General features: G+C 72.4%; 17 protein-coding genes. 4 read left to right on the top strand and 13 right to left on the bottom strand.

The features are described from left to right. The first annotated feature begins 71 nt into the window (after positions 1-71). Positions 72-689 (top strand): LysE family translocator, encoded by a 618-nt coding sequence (locus ACIBG6_RS28775; protein WP_399225567.1) that lies wholly within the window; start codon positions 72-74, stop codon positions 687-689. Positions 690-770: 81 nt separating this feature from the next. Here ACIBG6_RS28775 and ACIBG6_RS28780 read toward each other — a convergent pair whose 3' ends face one another. From ACIBG6_RS28780 to ACIBG6_RS28805, 6 genes are all read right to left on the bottom strand, one after another. Beyond that, positions 771-1,256, bottom strand: a complete 486-nt coding sequence (locus ACIBG6_RS28780) for a YbaK/EbsC family protein (protein WP_399225568.1) — start codon at positions 1,254-1,256, stop codon at positions 771-773. 74 nt (positions 1,257-1,330) lie between these two features. After that, on the bottom strand, positions 1,331-2,443 hold the full coding sequence (locus tag ACIBG6_RS28785; protein WP_399225569.1) for a helix-turn-helix domain-containing protein: 1,113 nt from the start codon (positions 2,441-2,443) through the stop codon (positions 1,331-1,333). 117 nt (positions 2,444-2,560) lie between these two features. Beyond that, positions 2,561-3,772, bottom strand: coding sequence for a serine hydrolase domain-containing protein (locus tag ACIBG6_RS28790; protein WP_399225570.1), 1,212 nt, complete (start codon positions 3,770-3,772; stop codon positions 2,561-2,563). Positions 3,773-3,832: 60 nt separating this feature from the next. Beyond that, positions 3,833-4,579, bottom strand: a complete 747-nt coding sequence (locus ACIBG6_RS28795) for an energy-coupling factor ABC transporter ATP-binding protein (protein ID WP_399225571.1) — start codon at positions 4,577-4,579, stop codon at positions 3,833-3,835. Continuing rightward, the gene (gene cbiQ, locus ACIBG6_RS28800; RefSeq protein ID WP_399225572.1) at positions 4,576-5,367 is read right to left on the bottom strand and encodes a cobalt ECF transporter T component CbiQ; all 792 of its coding nucleotides are present in this window, start codon (positions 5,365-5,367) and stop codon (positions 4,576-4,578) included. The genes ACIBG6_RS28795 and cbiQ overlap by 4 nt, the downstream gene beginning before the upstream one ends. A 1-nt stretch (position 5,368) precedes the next feature. Further along, complete coding sequence (locus tag ACIBG6_RS28805; RefSeq protein ID WP_399225573.1) at positions 5,369-6,430, bottom strand: energy-coupling factor ABC transporter permease; 1,062 nt, start codon at positions 6,428-6,430, stop codon at positions 5,369-5,371. Positions 6,431-6,573: 143 nt separating this feature from the next. On the opposite strand from ACIBG6_RS28805, the gene ACIBG6_RS28810 reads away from it, so the two are divergent. Beyond that, on the top strand, positions 6,574-6,939 hold the full coding sequence (locus tag ACIBG6_RS28810) for an SsgA family sporulation/cell division regulator (protein ID WP_399225574.1): 366 nt from the start codon (positions 6,574-6,576) through the stop codon (positions 6,937-6,939). A gap of 35 nt (positions 6,940-6,974) precedes the next feature. Here the strand turns inward: ACIBG6_RS28810 and ACIBG6_RS28815 are convergent, their stop codons facing one another. Together ACIBG6_RS28815 and ACIBG6_RS28820 are read right to left on the bottom strand one after the other, a co-directional pair. After that, entirely contained in the window at positions 6,975-9,134 is a 2,160-nt protein-coding gene (locus ACIBG6_RS28815) for an MMPL family transporter (protein ID WP_399225576.1), read from the bottom strand. A gap of 97 nt (positions 9,135-9,231) precedes the next feature. After that, on the bottom strand, positions 9,232-9,804 hold the full coding sequence (locus tag ACIBG6_RS28820; protein WP_399225577.1) for a TetR/AcrR family transcriptional regulator: 573 nt from the start codon (positions 9,802-9,804) through the stop codon (positions 9,232-9,234). A 174-nt stretch (positions 9,805-9,978) separates the two neighbouring features. Here ACIBG6_RS28820 and ACIBG6_RS28825 point away from each other — a divergent pair, with 174 nt between their 5' ends. After that, positions 9,979-13,416, top strand: a complete 3,438-nt coding sequence (locus tag ACIBG6_RS28825) for a S41 family peptidase (protein ID WP_399225578.1) — start codon at positions 9,979-9,981, stop codon at positions 13,414-13,416. A gap of 15 nt (positions 13,417-13,431) precedes the next feature. Here ACIBG6_RS28825 and ACIBG6_RS28830 read toward each other — a convergent pair whose 3' ends face one another. After that, on the bottom strand, positions 13,432-13,926 hold the full coding sequence (locus ACIBG6_RS28830) for a GNAT family N-acetyltransferase (protein WP_399225579.1): 495 nt from the start codon (positions 13,924-13,926) through the stop codon (positions 13,432-13,434). A 129-nt stretch (positions 13,927-14,055) separates the two neighbouring features. Between ACIBG6_RS28830 and ACIBG6_RS28835 the strand changes: the two genes are divergently transcribed. Further along, the gene (locus ACIBG6_RS28835) at positions 14,056-14,844 is read left to right on the top strand and encodes an IclR family transcriptional regulator (protein ID WP_399225580.1); all 789 of its coding nucleotides are present in this window, start codon (positions 14,056-14,058) and stop codon (positions 14,842-14,844) included. Positions 14,845-14,911: 67 nt separating this feature from the next. On the opposite strand, the gene ACIBG6_RS28840 is transcribed toward ACIBG6_RS28835, so the two are convergent. The 4 genes from ACIBG6_RS28840 to ACIBG6_RS28855 form a co-directional block, all read right to left on the bottom strand. Further along, positions 14,912-15,094 carry a hypothetical protein gene (locus ACIBG6_RS28840; RefSeq protein ID WP_399225582.1) on the bottom strand — a complete coding sequence of 61 codons (183 nt, stop codon included), beginning with the start codon at positions 15,092-15,094 and terminating at the stop codon, positions 14,912-14,914. A gap of 241 nt (positions 15,095-15,335) precedes the next feature. Further along, the gene (locus ACIBG6_RS28845; protein WP_399225583.1) at positions 15,336-16,226 is read right to left on the bottom strand and encodes an SDR family oxidoreductase; all 891 of its coding nucleotides are present in this window, start codon (positions 16,224-16,226) and stop codon (positions 15,336-15,338) included. Next, complete coding sequence (locus ACIBG6_RS28850) at positions 16,223-17,128, bottom strand: alpha/beta fold hydrolase (protein WP_399225585.1); 906 nt, start codon at positions 17,126-17,128, stop codon at positions 16,223-16,225. Before ACIBG6_RS28850 ends, ACIBG6_RS28845 begins: the two co-directional genes overlap by 4 nt. After that, entirely contained in the window at positions 17,125-18,714 is a 1,590-nt protein-coding gene (locus ACIBG6_RS28855) for a flavin-containing monooxygenase (RefSeq protein ID WP_399225586.1), read from the bottom strand. Before ACIBG6_RS28855 ends, ACIBG6_RS28850 begins: the two co-directional genes overlap by 4 nt. Between the last annotated feature and the right edge of the window lie 33 nt (positions 18,715-18,747).

Genomic DNA, 18,747 nt, shown 5'->3' on the forward strand with positions numbered 1-18,747 from the left:
GGCCGGCGTCCGCGAAGGCGCGCCGCCCCCCACCCGCGTACCCCTTGAGTGAAAGACGGGAAGACGGGTACATGGGTCAGCTCATCGCCGTGGCGGTCATCACCATTCTGGCTGTGATCAGCCCCGGCGCGGATTTCGCGATGACCGTCCGCAACAGTTATCTGTACGGGCGGACCGCCGGTGTTCTCGCCGCCGTCGGAATTGCGCTGGGCGTTCTCGTCCACGTCACGTACACCATGCTGGGCGTGGGACTCCTGGTTTCCAGGAGTCCGATGCTTTTCACGGCGATGAAACTGATCGGCGCCGCCTATCTGGTGTACATCGGGTACAAGACGTTCGTCACGAAGACCCAGGTGGACGTCGACCTGTCGAGCGGCGACGGCCTTTCGAAGGCGGGCGCGCTGCGCACCGGCTTCCTGACGAACGCGCTCAACCCGAAGACGATGCTCTTCGTGCTGAGCACGTACACGCAGGTCGTCAGCGCCGACACCCCCGTCTTCCAGCAGGTCGGCTACGGCCTCTTCATGTCCTTCGCCCACCTGGTCTGGTTCGCGCTCGCCGCGCTCCTCTTCTCCCAGCAGAGCCTGCGCACCCGGCTGCTCCAGCGACAGACCGTGCTGAACAAGGTGATCGGGACGGTGCTCGTCGGGCTCGGGATGGTCCTCGCGCTGACCCCGTCCATGGCCTGACCCCGTCCATGGCCTGACCCCGCCCGTAGCCTGACCCCGTCCATCCTGACCCCGTCCGTGGCGCGACAGCCGCGGCGTGGCTCAGTCGGTCGAGACCCGCTCCACGCGCGGCTCGGCGACCGACCGGTAGTCCGCGGCGGAGAGCGCGATCGAGCGGTCCAGGCGCGCCGCGTTGAAATAGAACTCCTCGTGCGTCAGCAGGTCCGGGTCGACGAGGAGTTCGAGGCGCTCGTCGAAGGAGAACGGCAGGATGGTGCCGCTCTCCGAGCCCGCGAGCTCCTCGGCGATCTCCGGGGACGCGAAGGAGACGTACGTGCCGCCGTACAGCGCCTTCACCGCCGCCAGGTCGATCCGCTTGTCGCCGGGGACGACGACCAGCGCGAACCGCTTCTCCTTCTTGCCGATCTTGACCATCGCGATGATGCACTTGGCCGCCTGGGCGAGTGCGTGTCCCCGCAGGGTGCTGACCGCCTCGGTGGCGCCCTCGGGCGCGTGCTCGATCACCCGGTAGGCGGCGCCACGCTCGTCGAGCAGGGCGACCAGCTTCTCGTACGTTTCCTGGGACATGCGTTCTCTTCTTTCGTGTGACAACCGATGTACGGGTACGGCGAGTTGTACGGCGAGTCGACCCTACTGGCCGGTCAGCGGGTCACCGGGAGCCCGCGCGCGTGGTCCAGGTGCCTGAGCAGCACGACGCCCGGGCGGTCCAGTTCGTACAGCACGCGTACGCCCGCCCTGCGCCGCCGCACCACGCCCGCCGCGACCAGCGCCGTCAGGTGCTGGGAGACCGTGCTCGGGGCGAGGCCGAGCGCCGCCGCGAGATCCGAGGTCGTCGTGGGCGCCACGAGGGCCCGGACCACGCCGGCCCGGCTGCGGCCGATCAGGATCTCCAGCCGGTCGCCGCGCACGGGCGCGTCGGCGTCGGGGCGCCGCTCGGGCGGGGCCTCCCCGACGAGGACGGCGGACCCTTCGACCGGGTAGGACAGGGCGGCCTCGGAGCCGTCCGGGGCCGAGGCGCAGAAGGGCGTGCCGCGGCCGAACAGCAGGGGTACGAGGACGAGTCGGGAGACGCCCGAGACCGCCATCACGCCGGGCACCGCGACCCCGCCGGGTACCGCGATCCCGCCCACCGCGTCCAGGAGCGCCTCCGGGCCCTGGGTGGCGAGCGTGCGGGCGCGGCGCAGGATGTCCTCCTCCGTCGCCGCCCGCAGGGTCGCCGCGTACGGGGCGAGCGCTGCCCGCCAGTACCGCGGGAGGAAGGCGCGGAGTTCGGCGACGCGGGCCGCCGGGTCCGCGTACAGCGGGCGGACCTCGGCGGGCACGCCGTGCGGGTAGCGCTGTTCTAGCTCCGCGCGGACCCGGGACGGGTCGACCGCCGCGAGGTGTGCGAGCTCCTCGCTCAGGTCCGGTCCGTCCGCGGGCGGGACGGCGAGGAGGAACGGCGGAAGGGTCCCGCCGCCGGTCCGGAAGAGGTGGACGAGCCAGCCCGGGATGGTCACGTCGGAGCGGCTCAGCGAACGGCGGGCGGCCTTGGCCCAGTTCGCGTACGGCCAGGGGACCATGCCCCGGTGGGCCGAGAGCAGCCCGACGCTGCCGTGGATCTCCCAGAGCCGGCTGCTCGCGATCCGAACCGTCACGCCGCTCGTGACGTCGTTCGTGACGCCGTTCGCGACGCTGTTCGCGACGCCGTTCGTCACGCCGTTCGTCACGCCGTTCGTCACGCCGTTCGTGACGCCGTTCGTGACGCCGTTCATCGCGCAGTCGGATGGTCGCGACGGAATCTCGCTCACCTGCACCCCCGTGCCTGCCCACCGGTCAGTGGGCCCGCACACGGTACTGGCCACGCACCCCCGCACCCGCCGGGCGAAGGCTCAGAATGTCAGGTCCACGACCGACCGCACCGCCCGAACCAGGGCCTGGGCGCGGGGATCGGCCGTGACCGTCTTCCGCATGCCGTTGGTGACGTACCCGAAGGCGATCCCCGACTCGGGGTCGGCGAAGCCGAGGGAGCCGCCGCGGCCGGGGTGGCCGAAGGACGACGGGCCGAGGAGCGGGGAGGCCGGTCCGTGCAGCATGTGACCGAGCCCGAAGCGGGTGCCGACGAGCAGCACCTCGTCCGGTCCCGCCGACTCCTCCGTACGGGCCAGAGTGAGCGTCGCCGGGGCGAAGAGTCGCTCGGCGCCGTCGACGGGGCCGAGGGTCGCGGCGTAGAAGCGGGCGAGCGCGCGGGCGGTGGCGACGCCCGCCGAGCCGGGCAGCTCGGCGGCCCGGTAGACGGGGTCGTTCTCGTCGGGCTTGGGCTCGATGACGCCGAAGGCGCGGCGGGTGAGGGAGTCCGGGTCCTTGTACGCCTCGGAGACCGAGCGCTTGGGGCGGAGCTTCAGCGCGCCGCCGCCGGGCGGGTCGATCTCCTCGACGGGGCCGAGGCGGCCGACCCGGTGGGCCTCCGCCGCCGGGAGCCCGATCCACAGGTCGAGGCCGAGCGGGCCGGTGATCTCCTCGGCGACCCAGCGGCCGATGGTGCGGCCGGTGACGCGGTGGACGAGCCCGGAGAGCAGCCAGCTGAAGGTGTGGGCGTGGTAGCCGTGGGCGGTGCCGGGCTCCCAGACGGGGGCCTGGGCGGCGATCGCGCCGGTCGCCGTCGGCAGGTCGATCGCCTCGGCGAGGGTGAGCGGCCGGTCCAGGACGGGGACGCCGGCCCGGTGCGCGAGGAGCTGCCGTACGGTCACCCGGTCCTTGCCGGCCGCCTTGAACTCCGGCCAGTACGTGGCGACGGGGGCGTCCAGGTCGAGCAGCCCGCGCTGGTGCAGGAGCAGCGGTACGGCGGCGGCGACGCCCTTCGTGGCCGAGCGGACGACCTGGGCGGTGTCCGCCGTCCACGGGTCCGTGCCGTCCACATCGCGGCTGCCCGCCCACAGGTCGACGACCCGCTCGCCGTCGCGGTGGACGGCGAGGGCCGCCCCGCGCTCGCCGCGCTGCTCGAAGTTGCGCAGGAACGCGTCCCTGACCGGCTCCCAGCCCGCCGCCACCGTGCCCTGGACGTCCACCCGACCCACTCTCCCTTTTGTACGACCGGCTCCCATGGTGCAACGCGGGCCGCGAGGGACGGATTCCGGGGTCAGGGGACGGGTCAGGAGACGGGGTCAGGCCACGGAGCTCGGCACGAAGCCGAAGGGCAGCTCCAGTCGGTGCCGGGCCATGAGCTCCTCGTCGGTGAGGATGTCGCCGGTCGGTCCGTCGGCGGCGATGGCGCCCTCGCTGAGGATGACCGCGCGCGGGCAGAGCTCCAGGGCGTACGGCAGGTCGTGGGTGACCATGAGGACGGTGACGTCGAGGGAGCGGAGGATGTCGGCGAGCTCGCGGCGCGAGGCCGGGTCCAGGTTGGAGGACGGCTCGTCGAGGACGAGGATCTCCGGCTCCATGGCGAGGACGGTGGCCACGGCGACCCGGCGCCGCTGCCCGAAGGAGAGGTGGTGCGGCGGCCGGTCCGCGTACTCCGCCATGCCGACGCGCTCCAGGGCGGCCGCGACCACGGCGTCGAGCTCCGCGCCCCGGAGGCCCGCCGCGGCCGGGCCGAAGGCCACGTCCTCGCGGACGGTCGGCATGAAGAGCTGGTCGTCGGGGTCCTGGAAGACGATCCCGACCTTCCGCCTGATCTCCGCGAGGTGCTTCTTGCCGACCGGGAGCCCGGCGACGGTGACCGTGCCCGCGCCGCCGGTGAGGATGCCGTTGAGGTGGAGGACGAGGGTGGTCTTGCCGGCGCCGTTGGGGCCGAGGAGCGCGACCCGCTCGCCGCGCCCGACGGTCAGGTCCACACCGAAGAGGGCCTGGTGGCCGTCGGGGTAGGCGTACGCGAGGCCACGGACCTCGAGCGAGGGGGGAGTCGTCATAGCGTCCATCCGAGGAGGCAGATCAGCAGTGCGGTGAGCGGCAGGGCGGCGGCGTACGTCCACTGGGCGCGGGTGGCGGTCGCCTCGTCGATGACCGGCATGGTGCCCGTGTAGCCGCGGCTCACCATGGCCAGGTGGACCCGTTCCCCGCGCTCGTACGAGCGGATGAAGAGCGCGCCCGCGGACTTCGCGAGGACGCCCCACTGGCGGACGCCCCTCGCCTCGAAGCCGCGCGAGCGGCGGGCGACGGACATGCGGCGCATCTCGTCGGTGATGACGTCGCCGTACCGGATCATGAACGAGGCGATCTGGACGAGCATCGGGGGCAGCCTCAGCCGCTGGAGGCCGAGGAGCAGGGCGCGCAGCTCGGTCGTGGAGGCGAGGATCACCGAGGCGGCGACGCCGAGGGTGCCCTTGGCCAGGACGTTCCAGGCGCCCCACAGGCCGGGGACGCTCAGCGACACCCCGAGGACCTCTCTCTGCTCGCCGGGCACGACGAACGGCATGAGCAGCGCGAACGCGACGAACGGCACCTCGATGAGCAGCCGCTTCAGCAGGAAACCGGCCGGGATCCGGGCCTTCGCCGCCACGACCGCGAGGAGCAGGGCGTAGAGGGCGAAGGCCCAGACGGCTTCGCGGGGCGTCGAGACGACGACCACCACGAAGCCGAGGACGGCCGCGAGCTTGGTGTGCGGGGGCAGCGCGTGGACCGGCGAGTGCGCGTGCCGGTAGAGCTTGTGTGCTCCCCCGTGGCCTCCGGCACGGGAGGTACCCCCACCGGACCCCATGTCAGACGGTTTCCGGTACCGCGGTACGACGTCGGCGCACGACCCAGAAGGCGCCGGTGCCGACGGCGAGGGTCACGCCCACGCCGATCGTGCCGGCCAGGCCGCCGGAGAGGCGGGCGTTGTCGACGTCCTTGACGCCGTAGTCGGCGAGCGGCGATCCGGCGGCGGCGTGCTCCTCGACCTTGGCGTCGAAGCCCTTGTCGGCGGCGACCTTCTCCAGGCCGTCGGGGCTGGCGGAGGCGTAGAAGGAGACGAAGCCGGCGAGGACGAGCGCGGTGACGACACCGCCGATCCACACCTTCTTCGGAGATCCGGCGGCCACCGGAACGGCGGCCGGGCTATCCGCGTCGACCAGCTCGCCGTCGACCCGGAGCTTCAGCGGGGCGGTCAGGCCGCGGGCGCCGTAGACCAGGTCGGGGCGGACGGCGACGACCGCGCCGACGGTCAGCATGGTGATGACGGCCTCGCCGATGCCGATGAGGACGTGCACGCCGACCATGGCGGTGAGGACCTTGCCGAGCGGCACGTCGGTGGTGCCGCCGATCGCGTAGATCAGGGTGAAGGCGGCGGCCGAGGCCGGTACGGAGACGAGCGCGGCGACGAACGAGGCCACGGTCACCGAGCGGCGGGTGCGCGGCAGCACGAGGACGAGGCCGCGGAAGAGCGCGTACGAGACGACGACCGTGACGACGCCCATGACGGTGATGTTCACACCGAGGGCGGTGAGGCCTCCGTCGGCGAAGAGGATGCCCTGCATCAGCAGGACGACGGCGATGCACAGGACGCCGGTCCACGGGCCGACGAGTATCGCGGCGAGCGCGCCGCCGAGCAGGTGTCCGCTGGTCCCGGCGGCGACCGGGAAGTTCAGCATCTGCACGGCGAAGATGAAGGCCGCGACGAGCCCGGCGAGCGGCGCCGTCCTCTCTCCCCCGTAGCCTCCGGCACGGGAGGTGCCCCCAAACTCGCGGCGGGCCCCGCGCAGGCTCACGGCGACGGCGCCGGCGGCGACGACACCGGCCACGGCCGATACGGGGGCGTTGATGAATCCGTCAGGTACATGCACGTCCCGAATGATGAGCCTTCTTGCGAACCACTTGCAAGAGCGCATGGGTCACAGATCACAGGGTGGACCACGCATGGCCCTCGCACCGGACGGGAAGAAGTGACACATTGACTGATAGCAGGACAAAACGTGAGGAGCCCGCGATGGCCGCCGTAGCCGACCACGCAGTCGACGACCATGCCAAGGGGCGGATCATCAGCGACGCCCCCCTCTCCCGGCCGGTCCCCGTGACCCTCCACTTCGACGCCGACCACTCCCCCGCGACCGTCCACTTCGTCTTCCCCGGCGAGGTCGAGTGGTCCTTCCCCCGCACGCTCCTCGAGACCGGTCTGCGCACCCCGACCCGCCGCGGCGACATCGAGGTGTGGCCCTGCGGCCGGGTGCAGACGGTCGTCGAGTTCCACAAGGAAGACGGGGTCGAGGTCGTCCAGTTCGACACCGCCGCCCTGCTCCGGTTCCTCCGCCACACGTACGCCGCGGGTACGCCGACGCCGTCAGCGCGTCGTTGACGACACACTGACGGCGTAACGAGTGGAACCGAAGGTCAGGCCTTCACGAGGTCCGGCTTCGCGGGCGTGTCCTCACCCGTCGACGCGGCGAGGCTCTCGCCCTCCACGTCCACGTTCGGCAGGATCCGGTCGAGCCACTTCGGCAGCCACCAGGCCTTGTGGCCGAGGAGCGCGAGCACGGCCGGGACGATCGCCATCCGGACCACGAAGGCGTCGAAGAGGACCGCGACGGCGAGACCGAAGCCGATCATCTTGATCATCTGGTCCGTCATGCCGATGAAGCCGGAGAAGACCGCGATCATGATGACCGCCGCGGCGACGACCACCCGGGCGCTGTGCCGGAAGCCGGTCACGATCGCCTCGCCGGGCCGCTCCCCGTGGACGTACGCCTCGCGCATCCGGGTCACGAGGAAGACCTCGTAGTCCATCGCGAGACCGAAGACGACGCCCACCATGAAGATCGGCATCATCGACATGATCGGGCCGGTCTGCTCGACCCCGAACAGGCTGCCGAGCCAGCCCCACTGGAAGACCGCGACGACCGCGCCGAGGGCCGCGACGACCGAGAGCAGGAAGCCGAGGGCCGCCTTGAGCGGGACCAGGATCGACCGGAAGACCACCGTCAGGAGCAGGAAGGCGAGGCCGACGACGAGTGCCAGGTAGGGCACGAGCGCGTCGTTCATCTTCTGCGAGAAGTCGATGTTCATCGCGGTGGCGCCGGTGACGAGGACCTCGTCGCCGGTGGCGTCCCGGATGTCGTGGACCAGGTCCTCGGTGGCGACGGAGGACGGGCGGTCCTTCGGGACCACCGTGATCATCGCGGCGTCGCCGGCCTTGTTCGGGGTCGCCGGGGTGACCGCCGCCCAGCCTTCGAGGCCCTTGATCGTGGAGACCGTCTTGTCCGCGGTGGCCTTGTCGCCGTCGACGACGACGAGCAGCGGGCCGTTGAAGCCGGGGCCGAAGCCGTCCGACAGCGTGTCGTACGCCCGGCGCTCCGTGGTGGAGGTCGGCTTCACGCCGTCGTCGGGCAGGCCCATCTCCAGGGAGGCGGCGGGCAGGGCGATCGCGCCGAGTCCGAGGACACCGATGAGCAGCACCATGACGGGGCGGCGGATGACGAACCGGGCCCAGCGGGTGCCGCCGTTCGGCTTGTCGCTCGCCTTCGCCGTGCCCTTGCGCTGCTTGCGGCCGACGACCTTGTCCCCGGCGAAGCCCAGCAGCGCCGGGATGAGGGTGAGGGCGATCAGTACGGCGATGACGACCGTGCCGGCGGCGGCGAAGCCCATCTTCGTCAGCATCGGGATGTTGACGACGGCCAGGCCGACCAGGGCGATGACGACGGTGAGTCCGGCGAAGACGACCGCCGAGCCCGCCGTGCCGACCGCGCGGCCCGCGGCCTCCTCCTTCTCGCGCCCGTCGGCGAGCTCCGCGCGGTAGCGCGAGACGATGAAGAGGGCGTAGTCGATACCGACCGCGAGGCCGATCATCATCGCGAGGGTGGAGGTGGTGGAGCCCAGGTCGAGGACGTTCGCGAGGGCCGCGATCGAGGAGACGCCGATGCCGACGCCGATGATCGCGGTCAGCAGCGGGAGCCCCGCCGCGACGAGCGAGCCGAAGGTGATGACGAGGACGATGCCGGCGATGATCACGCCGACGATCTCGCCGGCGCCGGTCGCGGGCATGGTCTGGAGGGCGTCGCCGCCGACCTCGACGGTCAGCCCCTTGCCCTGCGCGTTGTGACCGGCCTGGGTGAGCGCCTCGCGGGTCTCGTCGGTCAGCTCCATCGCGTTGACCTTGTAGGCGACGGAGACGTAGGCCGTGGAGCCGTCCTGCGAGACGGCGTGCGCGGTGTACGGGTCGGCGACCGAGACGATCTGGTCCGAGCCGGACTTCAGCGCGGCGACGGTCTCCTCGACGACGGCCTTGTGGGCCGTGTCGGTCACCTTCTGGCCCTCGGGGGCCTTGAAGACGACACGGGCGGTGGCCCCGTCGGCGCCGGCACCGGGGAAGCGCTCTTCGAGCAGGTCGAAGGCGCGCTGGGCCTCGGTGCCCGGGATCGAGAAGGAACCGGAGGTGGGGGCTGGCGCGGTGGCGGCGCCGATACCGGCGACCGCCAGGAGCGCCACCCAGAGGAGGGCGACGAGCCGTCGGCGCCGGAAGGCGGAACGGCCCAGCTTGTAGAGGAACGTGGCCACGGGGGCGTACTCCCATTGTGGGGCGGGACAGGACATGGGGAGCCGGCCCGACGGCGTGAGCGGTGCGCGGTCGGTTGGTGCGGGTGACGCGGGTGGGTCAGACGCCGAGTGAGGGGAGCACGACGGCGTCGACGTAGGCACTGAGGAAGGCGCGGTCGACCGGCTGATCCTCGATCAGCGGCCGGGCGATGAACGCACCGATCAACATGTGGGGAAGGAGCTTCAGCGCCGGGTTGTCGGCGGCGACCTCTCCCCTGCGGACCGCTCGGCGCAGCAGTTCGTCCAGGCCGTTCATCTCGGGTTCGATGAGCAGCTCGCGCAGCGCCCGGTGCAGTTCGGGGTTGGTGTGGACGGCATGGGCCAGACCCCGCATCAGCGCGGAGTCCTTCTCCATCTGGCAGTCGTCGGTCCGCTCCAGGAGCACGTGGAAGTCGCCGCGCAGCGAGCCGGTGTCGATCTCGGCGAGATCGGCGGGCTTGTTGTCGCGCAGCGCCCGGGCGACCAGTTCGGGCTTGCTCCCCCACTGGCGGTAGAGGGTGGCCTTGCTGGAGTGGGTGCGGGCGGCGACGGCGTCCATGGTGAGGGCGTCGTAGCCGACCTCGCGGAGAAGGTCGAGCACGGCTGTGTACAGCTCGGACTCCCGCTCGGGAGTGAGTCTGCTGCGAGCCATGAACGGCTCCTCCGATCGGACTGTGCGAACGAAACGGTTTCGTACAGTACGAAGATACCCACGCCCTCAGCGAAACGAAACCGTTTCGTACGTGTCCTGGCCCACACCGCGGCCCCGCGAACCGGTACACACGTACGAGTTGCCGCACCCCCTCCGCGCGGAAAGCATGTACAGGTGAGTGACGACGTCGCGTATCTCCGGTTTCCGCACCTCCACGACGACCTGCTGTGCTTCGCGGCCGAGGACGATCTCTGGATCGCCCCCCTCGCCCCCGAGGGCCACCGCCCCGGCCGGGCCTGGCGGCTGACCGTCGACCGCACCCGGGTCGGCCACCCGCGCTTCTCGCCGGACGGCCGCCACATCGCGTACACGAACTGGCGCAGCCTCGATCCGGAGATCCATCTCGTCCCCATCGACGGCGGATCCGCCCGGCGCCTCACCTACTGGGGCTCCACGGACACCCGGGTCTGCGGCTGGACGCCCCCCGACCCCGACCGGGACGGCCGCTCGGACATCCTCGCCGTCTCCTCGCACGGGCAGCCCTTCTCGTACTACTCCTGGGCCTACACCGTCCCCACCGACGGCTCCCCCGGCATGCGCATGCCCTGGGGCCCGGTCTCCGACATCGCCGTCACCGACGACACCGCCATCACCGGCGACAGCGTCCACACCGGTGACAGCATCCTCACCGGTGACAGCGCCCGCACCGGTGACACCGCCCGCGCCGGCCACGGCGGCGAGCGCCGGACCCTCCTCCTCACCGGGAAGCCGCCGCACGAGCCGGCCGCCTGGAAGCGGTACCTCGGCGGCGCCACCGGACGGCTCTGGCTGCACGGCGAACGACTCCTTCCCGACATCGGCGGCCACCTGGACTGCGCCATGGCCGTCGACGGCCGGATCGCCTTCCTCTCCGACCACGAGGGCGTCGGGAACCTCTACTCCTGCCTGCCCGACGGCACCGACCTGCGCCGCCACACCGACCACGACGCCTTCTACGCCCGGCACGCCTCCACCGACGGGCGCCGGGTCGTCTACCAGTGCGCGGGCGAGCTGTGGATCGTCGACGCGCTCACCCCCCACTCCCGCCCCCGGAAGCTGGAGGTCCGGCTCGGCGGGCAGCGCGTCGGCCGCCGCCCCTACCAGGTGCCCGCCGCCCACCACGTCGACGCGGTCTCCGTCGACGAGACCGGCCGGGCCAGCGCCGTCTCCGTACGCGGCAGCCTGTACTGGCTCACGCACCGCGACGGCCCGGCCCGCACGATCATCGACTCGCCGGGCGTCCGCGTCCGGCTGCCCGAGATGCTCGGCAGCGGCGGGCAGGTCGCGTACGTCACCGACGCCGAGGGCGAGGACGCCGTCGAGGTCGCCTACCTGCCGCGCGCCAGCGGCGACCGGCCGCCGCGCCGGCTCGCCTCGGGCGGCCTCGGCCGGGTCGAGGAGCTCATCTCCGACCCGGAAGGCGAACGGCTCGCCATCGCCTCCCACGACGGGCGGCTCCTGCTCCTCGACACGACGGAGGACTCCGGGGACACCTCCCAGGCCGAAGGCTCCGGGGGTACCTCCCCGGCCGAAGGCTCTGGCGGAGGCCAGGTCACCGAGCTGATCCGGTCGGTGAACGGACCCGTCCGCGACCTCGCCTTCTCCCCCGACGGCGACTGGCTCACCTGGTCCCACCCCGGCATCGGCCGCTCCCTGCGCTCCATCAAGCTGGCCCGTATCTCCGGCCCCGGCGCCCGGACCGTCATCGACGTCACCAACGGCCGCTTCGAGGACGAGAACCCGGTCTTCACCCGGGACGGCCGCTACCTCGCCTTCCTCTCCTGGCGCGGCTTCGACCCGGTGTACGACGTCCACACCGGCGACCTCTCCTTCCCGCTCGGCTGCCGCCCCTACCTCGTACCGCTCTCCTCCGCCACGCCCTCCCCCTTCGCGCTGCTCCCCGACGGGCGCCCGGCGGCCGGCGGCCTCGACCCCGCCGACGACGACACGGACACCGGCGACGGCACCGTCACGGTCGAGATCGAGGGGCTCCCCGACCGGGTCACCCCCATCCCGGTCACCGCCTCCAAGTACTCCGCGCTGCACCCCGTCAGCGGCGGCGGCCTGGTCTGGCTGCGCTGGCCCATCTCGGGCGCGCTCGGCGAGACCTTCGCCAATCCGGCCGACACCTCCGGCCGCCCCTCCCTCGAACACTTCACCATCACCAAGGCCCGCAAGACCGAACTCGCCAAGGACCTCGACTGGTTCGCGGTCAGCGGCGACGGCACCCGGCTCGTCGTCGCCGACGAGGGCGAGCTGCGGGCCGTGCCCGCCACCGAGTCCGGCGACGGCGACTCCACCGTCTACCTGGACCTGCGGCGCATCCTCCACGAGGTCGACCCCGGCGCCGAGTGGCGCCAGGCCTTCGACGAGGCCGGCCGGATCGTCCGCGCCTACTTCTGGGAGCCCGGCATGGGCGGCGTCGACTGGTCGGCGATCCTCGACCAGTACCGGCCGCTCGTCGAACGGGTCGCGTCCCCCGACGAGTTCGCCGACCTGCTCCGCGAGGTCGTCGGCGAACTGGGCACCTCCCACGCGTACGTCACCCCCGCCCGCCGCAACGAGGGCCCGCCGCACTACCAGCGGGCCATGGGCCTCCTCGGCGCCAACCTCGTGCCCCGGGAGGCCGGCTGGACGGTGAAGCGGATCCTGCCCGGCGAGTCCTCCGACTCCAAGGCCCGCTCCCCGCTCGCCGGCACCGGCATCCGCGAGGGCGCCGTCCTCACCCACGTCGACGGCCGGCCCGTCGACCCGGTCACGGGCCCCTACCCCCGGCTCTCCGGCACCGGCGGCACCACCGTCGAGCTCACCTTCGCCCCCGCCGAGGGCGAGGGCCCCTCCCGCCGCGTCGCCGTCGTCCCGCTCGTCGACGAACGGCCGCTGCGCTACCAGGACTGGGTCGCCAAACGCCGGGCCGTGGTCCGGGAGCTCAGCGGCGGCCGCTGCGGCTACCTCCACATCCCCGACATGGGCGGCTCCGGCTGGGCCCAGTTCAACCGCGACCTGCGCATGGAGGTCTCCCGGCCCGCGCTCATCGTCGACGTCCGCGGCAACGCCGGCGGCAACATCAGCGAGCTCGTCATAGAGAAACTCACCCGCAGGATCCTCGGCTGGGACCTGACCCGGAACGCCCAGCCCGTCTCGTACGCCTCGAACGCCCCCCGCGGCCCCGTCGTCGCCCTCGCCGACGAGGCCACCTCCTCCGACGGCGACATGATCACCGCCGCCTTCAAGCTCCTCGGCCTCGGGCCCGTCGTCGGCCAGCGCACCTGGGGCGGGGTCGTCGGCATGACCGGCCGCCACCGGCTCGGCGACGGCACCCAGATCACGGTCCCGATGAACGCGGCCTGGTTCCCCGAGTACGGCTGGTCCCTGGAGAACCACGGCGTCGAACCCGACCTCGCGGTCCTGCGCACGCCCCTCGACTGGGCCGAGGGGCGGCACGCGCAGCTCGACGACGCCGTGCACGTCGCCCTCTCGCTCCTCGCGGAGACCCCGCCGGCCAGCCCCCCGGGGTACGAGGCCGTCCCCGACCGCTCCCGCCCGAAACTGCCGCCGAGGTCCGCCCCGTAGAGGTATGCAGAGGAACTACGCGTACGCCGCGCCGAGGTCCAGCTCGTAGGAGGTGCCGGGCTCTCCGTCCAGCGTCACGCTCCCGACGGCGCCGAAACCGACCCGCCCGAGCACGGCCCTCGACCCCGTGTTGTCGAGGGTCGTGGCGGCGGTCAGCCGGGTCAGCCCGTACACCTCCCGCGCCAGCCGGCACACCTCGCGCACCCCGGCCGTCGCCACGCCCCGCCCGGTCGCCTTCTCGGCGACCCGGTAGCCGAGCTCGGCGGCCCCGTCGACGGCGTCCACGAGGTTGAAGCGGCCGATTATCTCCCCGTCCTCCCCCACCAGGACGTGGAAGTGGATCGCACCGGTCTCCTGCTCCTCCAGGAGCGCCCGGTGCCGGTCCTCGAACTCCTCGAAGAAGGCGTCGCCCCGGTCCGGCACGGAGGCGGCGAAGTAGGCCCTGTTGGCCCGCTCGAACGCGAGCAGGGCGGGCGCGTGGTCGGGGCGCAGTCGCTGCAGTTCAGGCATGGGGGGCACGGTATGCGCTCGCCCGGGAAAGGGCGCCCTAATATCCTGCGGCCAGGGGCCGGTCACGGCGGGATCCCGCCGGGCGGAGCACGCCGTCCAGGATGCAGCAGATGCAGAACAGGAACACGCATGCCCGATCGACCCCCGACCGGCCAGACCCTCATCCAGTCGGTCCAGCGCGCCGTCCATCTGCTGCGCGCGCTGAATCACCGGGGCGGCAGCGCGAGCGCCAAGCAGCTCGCGCGCGACACGGACCTGCCGCTTCCCACCGCGTACCACCTGCTGCGGACCCTCTGCCACGAGGGACTGGTGAGCAAGGACCGCCACGGATACGCCCTCGCGGACCCGGCCGGCCTCGCCGTCCCTCAGACGTCCCCGCCCGAGGGGCTCCCCACCCAGGAGTGGGCGGACGCCCTCAGTCTGGAACTCGACGCCGCCGTCTACTTCGTCATCTACCGCGAGGGCGAGATACGGGTCACGGCCGTCTCCCGGAACCCCGATTGCCCACCCGTCACCGAATGGGCGGAGTTCGGTCTCACCGGCCACGCGCACGCCGCCGGCCAGTCGCTCCTCACCCAGCTCAGCGACGAGGAGCGCGCCGACCACCTCGACCGGAACCCCGCGACGCCGCTGACCCGGCACACCGTGGCGGGCCGCACCGCGATCGAGCGTCGCCTCGCCTCCCAGCGGCGGGGCCGGCCCCTCCTCGAGTACGAGGAGTACGCCCTCGGCACCGTCTGCGCCGCCGTCCCCATCACGGTCGGCTCCTCCGCGGCGGCCCTGGCACTGTCGATCCCGGCCGCCCGGACCGCCGACCTCAAGCCGCTCGCGCGCCGCCTCCAGGACCGTGCCGAGAGCGTCCTCCTCGACCGGACCTTCTCGATCACGCCCCGTACTCCCCGCCCGCCGGAGCCTTGAACACGCGCGAAGGCGCACCCGGCGTCCCGGGTGCGCCTTCCTCAGTCGGCCGTGGGCCGGCCGGACGTCAGGCGTCGTAGTCCTGGTCGAAACGGTCCTGGGCCTCCTGCTGGGCCTTGCGCGTCTCGTCGTCGGAGCGCTCGCGGCCCTGGGAAGCACGTTCGGACGCCTCGTCCTTCTTGCCCGCGGCCTGCTTGGCCCGCTGCTTGAGCTCGTCCGCCTTGTCGCTGAACTGGTCCTTCATGCCCATGAAGAGTCACTCCTAGAAGGGTGTGAGGTGGGGACGGGGCGTCGTGCCCCGTCGGGCTCGACCAGCGTTGCACGGGCACACATCCCACGCATTTCGATCAGCCCGTCCCCCTCACTCCCCGTCACCGAGCCCCCGTCACGGACCTCCGTCACGGACCTTGGTCACGGACCTCCGTCACGGACCTCCGTTACGGACTCCGTTACGGAGCCTTCGTTACGGAGCCTTCGTTACGGAGCCTTCGTCACCGGCGGGTCGCGTCCCCCGCGCGCGCCTGCTCGTCGGCCGCGCCGCCCGCGCCCACGAGCCCCTTGGAGACGGAGCCGAGGCGCGGCTCGAACCGCCGCATCTCGCGCTGTCCGACCGTCGCGATCATCCCGGGCAGATAGCCCCGGACCGACTGCATCCCGCGCAGCCACCACTGCGCGTACACGTGGGAGGAGCGCCGCTCGATGCCGGCGACGATCCGGTCGACGGCCGGGCCGAGGGGGTACGTGCGGTTCGCGGGCCACGGCAGCCGGGACCGGAGCTCGCGCATCACGTCGTCCTGGTCGGCGCCCCGGACCATGTCGGTGTCGGTCCAGGACAGATAGCCGACGCCGACCTTCACGCCCTTGTACGCGACCTCGGCGCGCAGGCTGTGCGCGAAGGCCTCGACGCCCGACTTCGAGGCGCAGTACGCCGTCATCATCGGGGCCGGGGTGAGCGCCGCGAGCGAGGCGATCTGGAGGAAGTACCCCCGGGACTCCATGAGGACGGGCAGGAACGCCCGGCCGGTCACGGCGCCGCCGATCAGGTTGACCTCGATGACCCGCCGCCAGGCGTCGGGGTCGGACTCGACGAACGGACCGCCGGCCGCGACACCGGCATTGGCGACGACGATGTCGACCTTCCCGAACCGCTCCTTGACCTCGGCCGCGACCTTCGCCATGGCCTCGTGGTCGGTGACGTCGGCGTGCCACCAGTCGGCCTCGGTGTGCAGTCGCCCGGCGACGTCCTTGAGCTGCTCGGGCTCCAGGCCGACGAGCGCGATCTTCGCGCCGCGCGCGGAGAGCTTGCGGGCGAGGAGTTCGCCGACGCCGCGGGCCCCTCCGGTGACGACCGCGACCTGCCCTTCCAGGCTCACCCGGCTCATGCCTTCTCCTTCACTTCCACGTAGGTGTCCGCCAGTTCGCGGATCCGGGCGGTGACGGCCTCGGGGGCCTCCACCGGCGTCATGTGGCCGGCGCCGGTGACTTCGAGGAGCCCCACGCACTGCGGGAGCGCCTCGGCCATGGCCCGGGAGTGGACGGGCGGGGTGAGCCGGTCGGCGGTGCCGACGAGGACGGCCACCGGCAGGTCCAGCTCCCGTACGCCCGCTTCGACGTCGATCTCGGAGAGGACGCGGGACCAGCCGACGCGGGCCCCGCGCGGGCAGGCGTGCACGATCCGGGCGCAGGTGTCGACCCGCTCGGAAGCCGACCCCGGTCCCATCGTCGCGTACTTGAGGATCTTCTTCGAGACGGGAGTGACCGGCCCGAGCGGGGCCTTCGCCCCGAGGACGGTCCGGGTGAGCCGGGTGCGCCGGTCGCTCGGACGCAGCGGTACGACGGTGGCCTCGGCGGTCAGCCGCGAGGGCCCGGTGGAGCAGAGCAGTACGGCCGCCGCGTGCTCCCGGAAGCCGGGGCGGGACGCCGCCGCCATCACGGTCATGCCGCCCATGGAGTGGCCGGCGACGACGGCCTTCTCGCCGGGGGCGAGGGTGGCCGCGAGGACGGCTTCGAGGTCGTCGGCGAGCGCCCGGACCGAGTATCCGGAGGGTCCGGCGGGGGCCGGGGAGCGGCCGTGGCCGCGCTGGTCGTAGGCGATGACCCGGTGGTCGGCGGCGAGGGCCCGTATCTGCTCGGCCCAGAAGGCTATGGAGCAGGTCCAGCCGTGGGCGAGGACGACGACGGGGGCGCTCTCGGGGCCGTACACCTCGACGTGGATCGGGGAACCGTCGGCGGAGACGACGGTCAGCTCCCGGGACGCGGGCAGCGGGATCGGTCGGCGGCTCACTGGGCGGCCTCCTTCTTGCGGGAGGGACGGTTCCTCGCCTCAGGGGTCGCCGGGTCCGTCGTGGCCATCGTGGCCGTCGGGGCCGTCGGGGCCGTCGGGGCCGTCGGGGCCGTCTTGGGCGCGCGCAGGACCTCGTACTCGGAGAGGTCGACCTGCCGGGTCTCCTTGCGGAACTCGCCCGTCGTCCCCGGCCACAGGGTCGTGTTGCGGCCGTTGGCGTCGAGGTACCAGCTCTCGCAGCCGCCGGCCTTCCAGACGGTCCGCTCCATCCGGGTCTGCACCTTGCGGTTCCAGGCGCCGACGGCGGAGGGGCGGACGGCGAGCGCGGCGCGCCCGCCCAGCATGTTCAGCTGGCGCAGGTAGTCGGCCATGTAGTTCAGCTGGGACTCGATCATCAGGATCATCGAGGAGTTGCCGAGGCCGGTGTTGGGGCCGATGACCGTCATGAAGTTGGGGAAGCCGGCGGCGGTGGCGCCGCGCAGCGCCTCCATGCCGCCCTTCCAGGCCTCGGCGAGCGTCTGCCCCTCCGCGCCGACGACCCGCTCGGCGATCGGCATGTCGGTGACGTGGAAGCCGGTGCCGAAGACGATGGCGTCGACCTCGGTCTCGGTGCCGTCGGCGGCGACGACGGTCGAGCCGCGGACCTCGCGCAGCCCGGAGGCGACGACGTCCACGTTCGGCTGGGCGACCGCCGGGTAGTACGTGCTGGAGAGCAGGATGCGCTTGCAGCCGATGCGGTACGAGGGCGTCAGCTTGGCGCGCAGCTCCGGGTCCTTGATCGCCTTGGCGATGTTGGCCTTGGCGAGCTTCTCGATGAGCCCGAGTTCGCCCGGGTGCTTGGTGAAGGCGCCGACCTGGAGTTCGCGGATGCCCCAGAGCAGGCCGCGGCGCAGGGTGCCGGTGGCGGGCACGGCGCGGTGGAGCCAGCGCTCGGGGCCGCTGATGGCGCGGTCCATGCGGCGCATGACCCACGGGGGCGTGCGCTGGAAGAGCGTCAGCTTCCCGACCAGTGGCTGGATGGCGGGCACGATCTGGATGGCGGAGGCGCCGGTGCCGATCATGGCGACGCGCTTGCCGGTGAGGTCGTAGTCGTGGTCCCAGCGGGCGGAGTGGAAGACCTTGCCGGGGAAGTCGGCGAGCCCCGGGATGTCGGGGATCTTGGGGTCGGAGAGCGGCCCGGTCGCGGAGACGACGACCTCGGCGCTGAAGGAGCCCTGGCTCGTCTCGATCTCCCAGCGGAGCGCCTCCGTGTCCCAGGCCATCCGCCGCACCTCGTGGTTCAGGCGCAGGTGGGGGCGGATCCCGAAGGTGTCCGTGACATGCTCCAGGTAGGCGCGGATGTGGCGCTGTCCGGAGAAGGTCCGCGGCCAGTCGGGGTTGGGCGCGAAGGAGAAGGAGTAGAGGTGCGAGGGCACGTCGCAGGCACAGCCGGGGTAGCTGTTGTCGCGCCATGTGCCGCCCACGGAGTCGGCCCGCTCCAGGACGACGAAGTCGGTGATTCCCTCGCGGCGCAGTCGGACGGCGGCCCCCAGGCCACCGAATCCCGATCCGATCACCGCCACCCGTACGTGCTCGTGCTTCGCCATGCCGCCTCCCGAACGCCCGGCAGATCACGCCAG

Origin of the sequence: Streptomyces sp. NPDC050842 (assembly GCF_044456565.1) — a bacterium.
GTDB lineage: Bacteria > Actinomycetota > Actinomycetes > Streptomycetales > Streptomycetaceae > Streptomyces.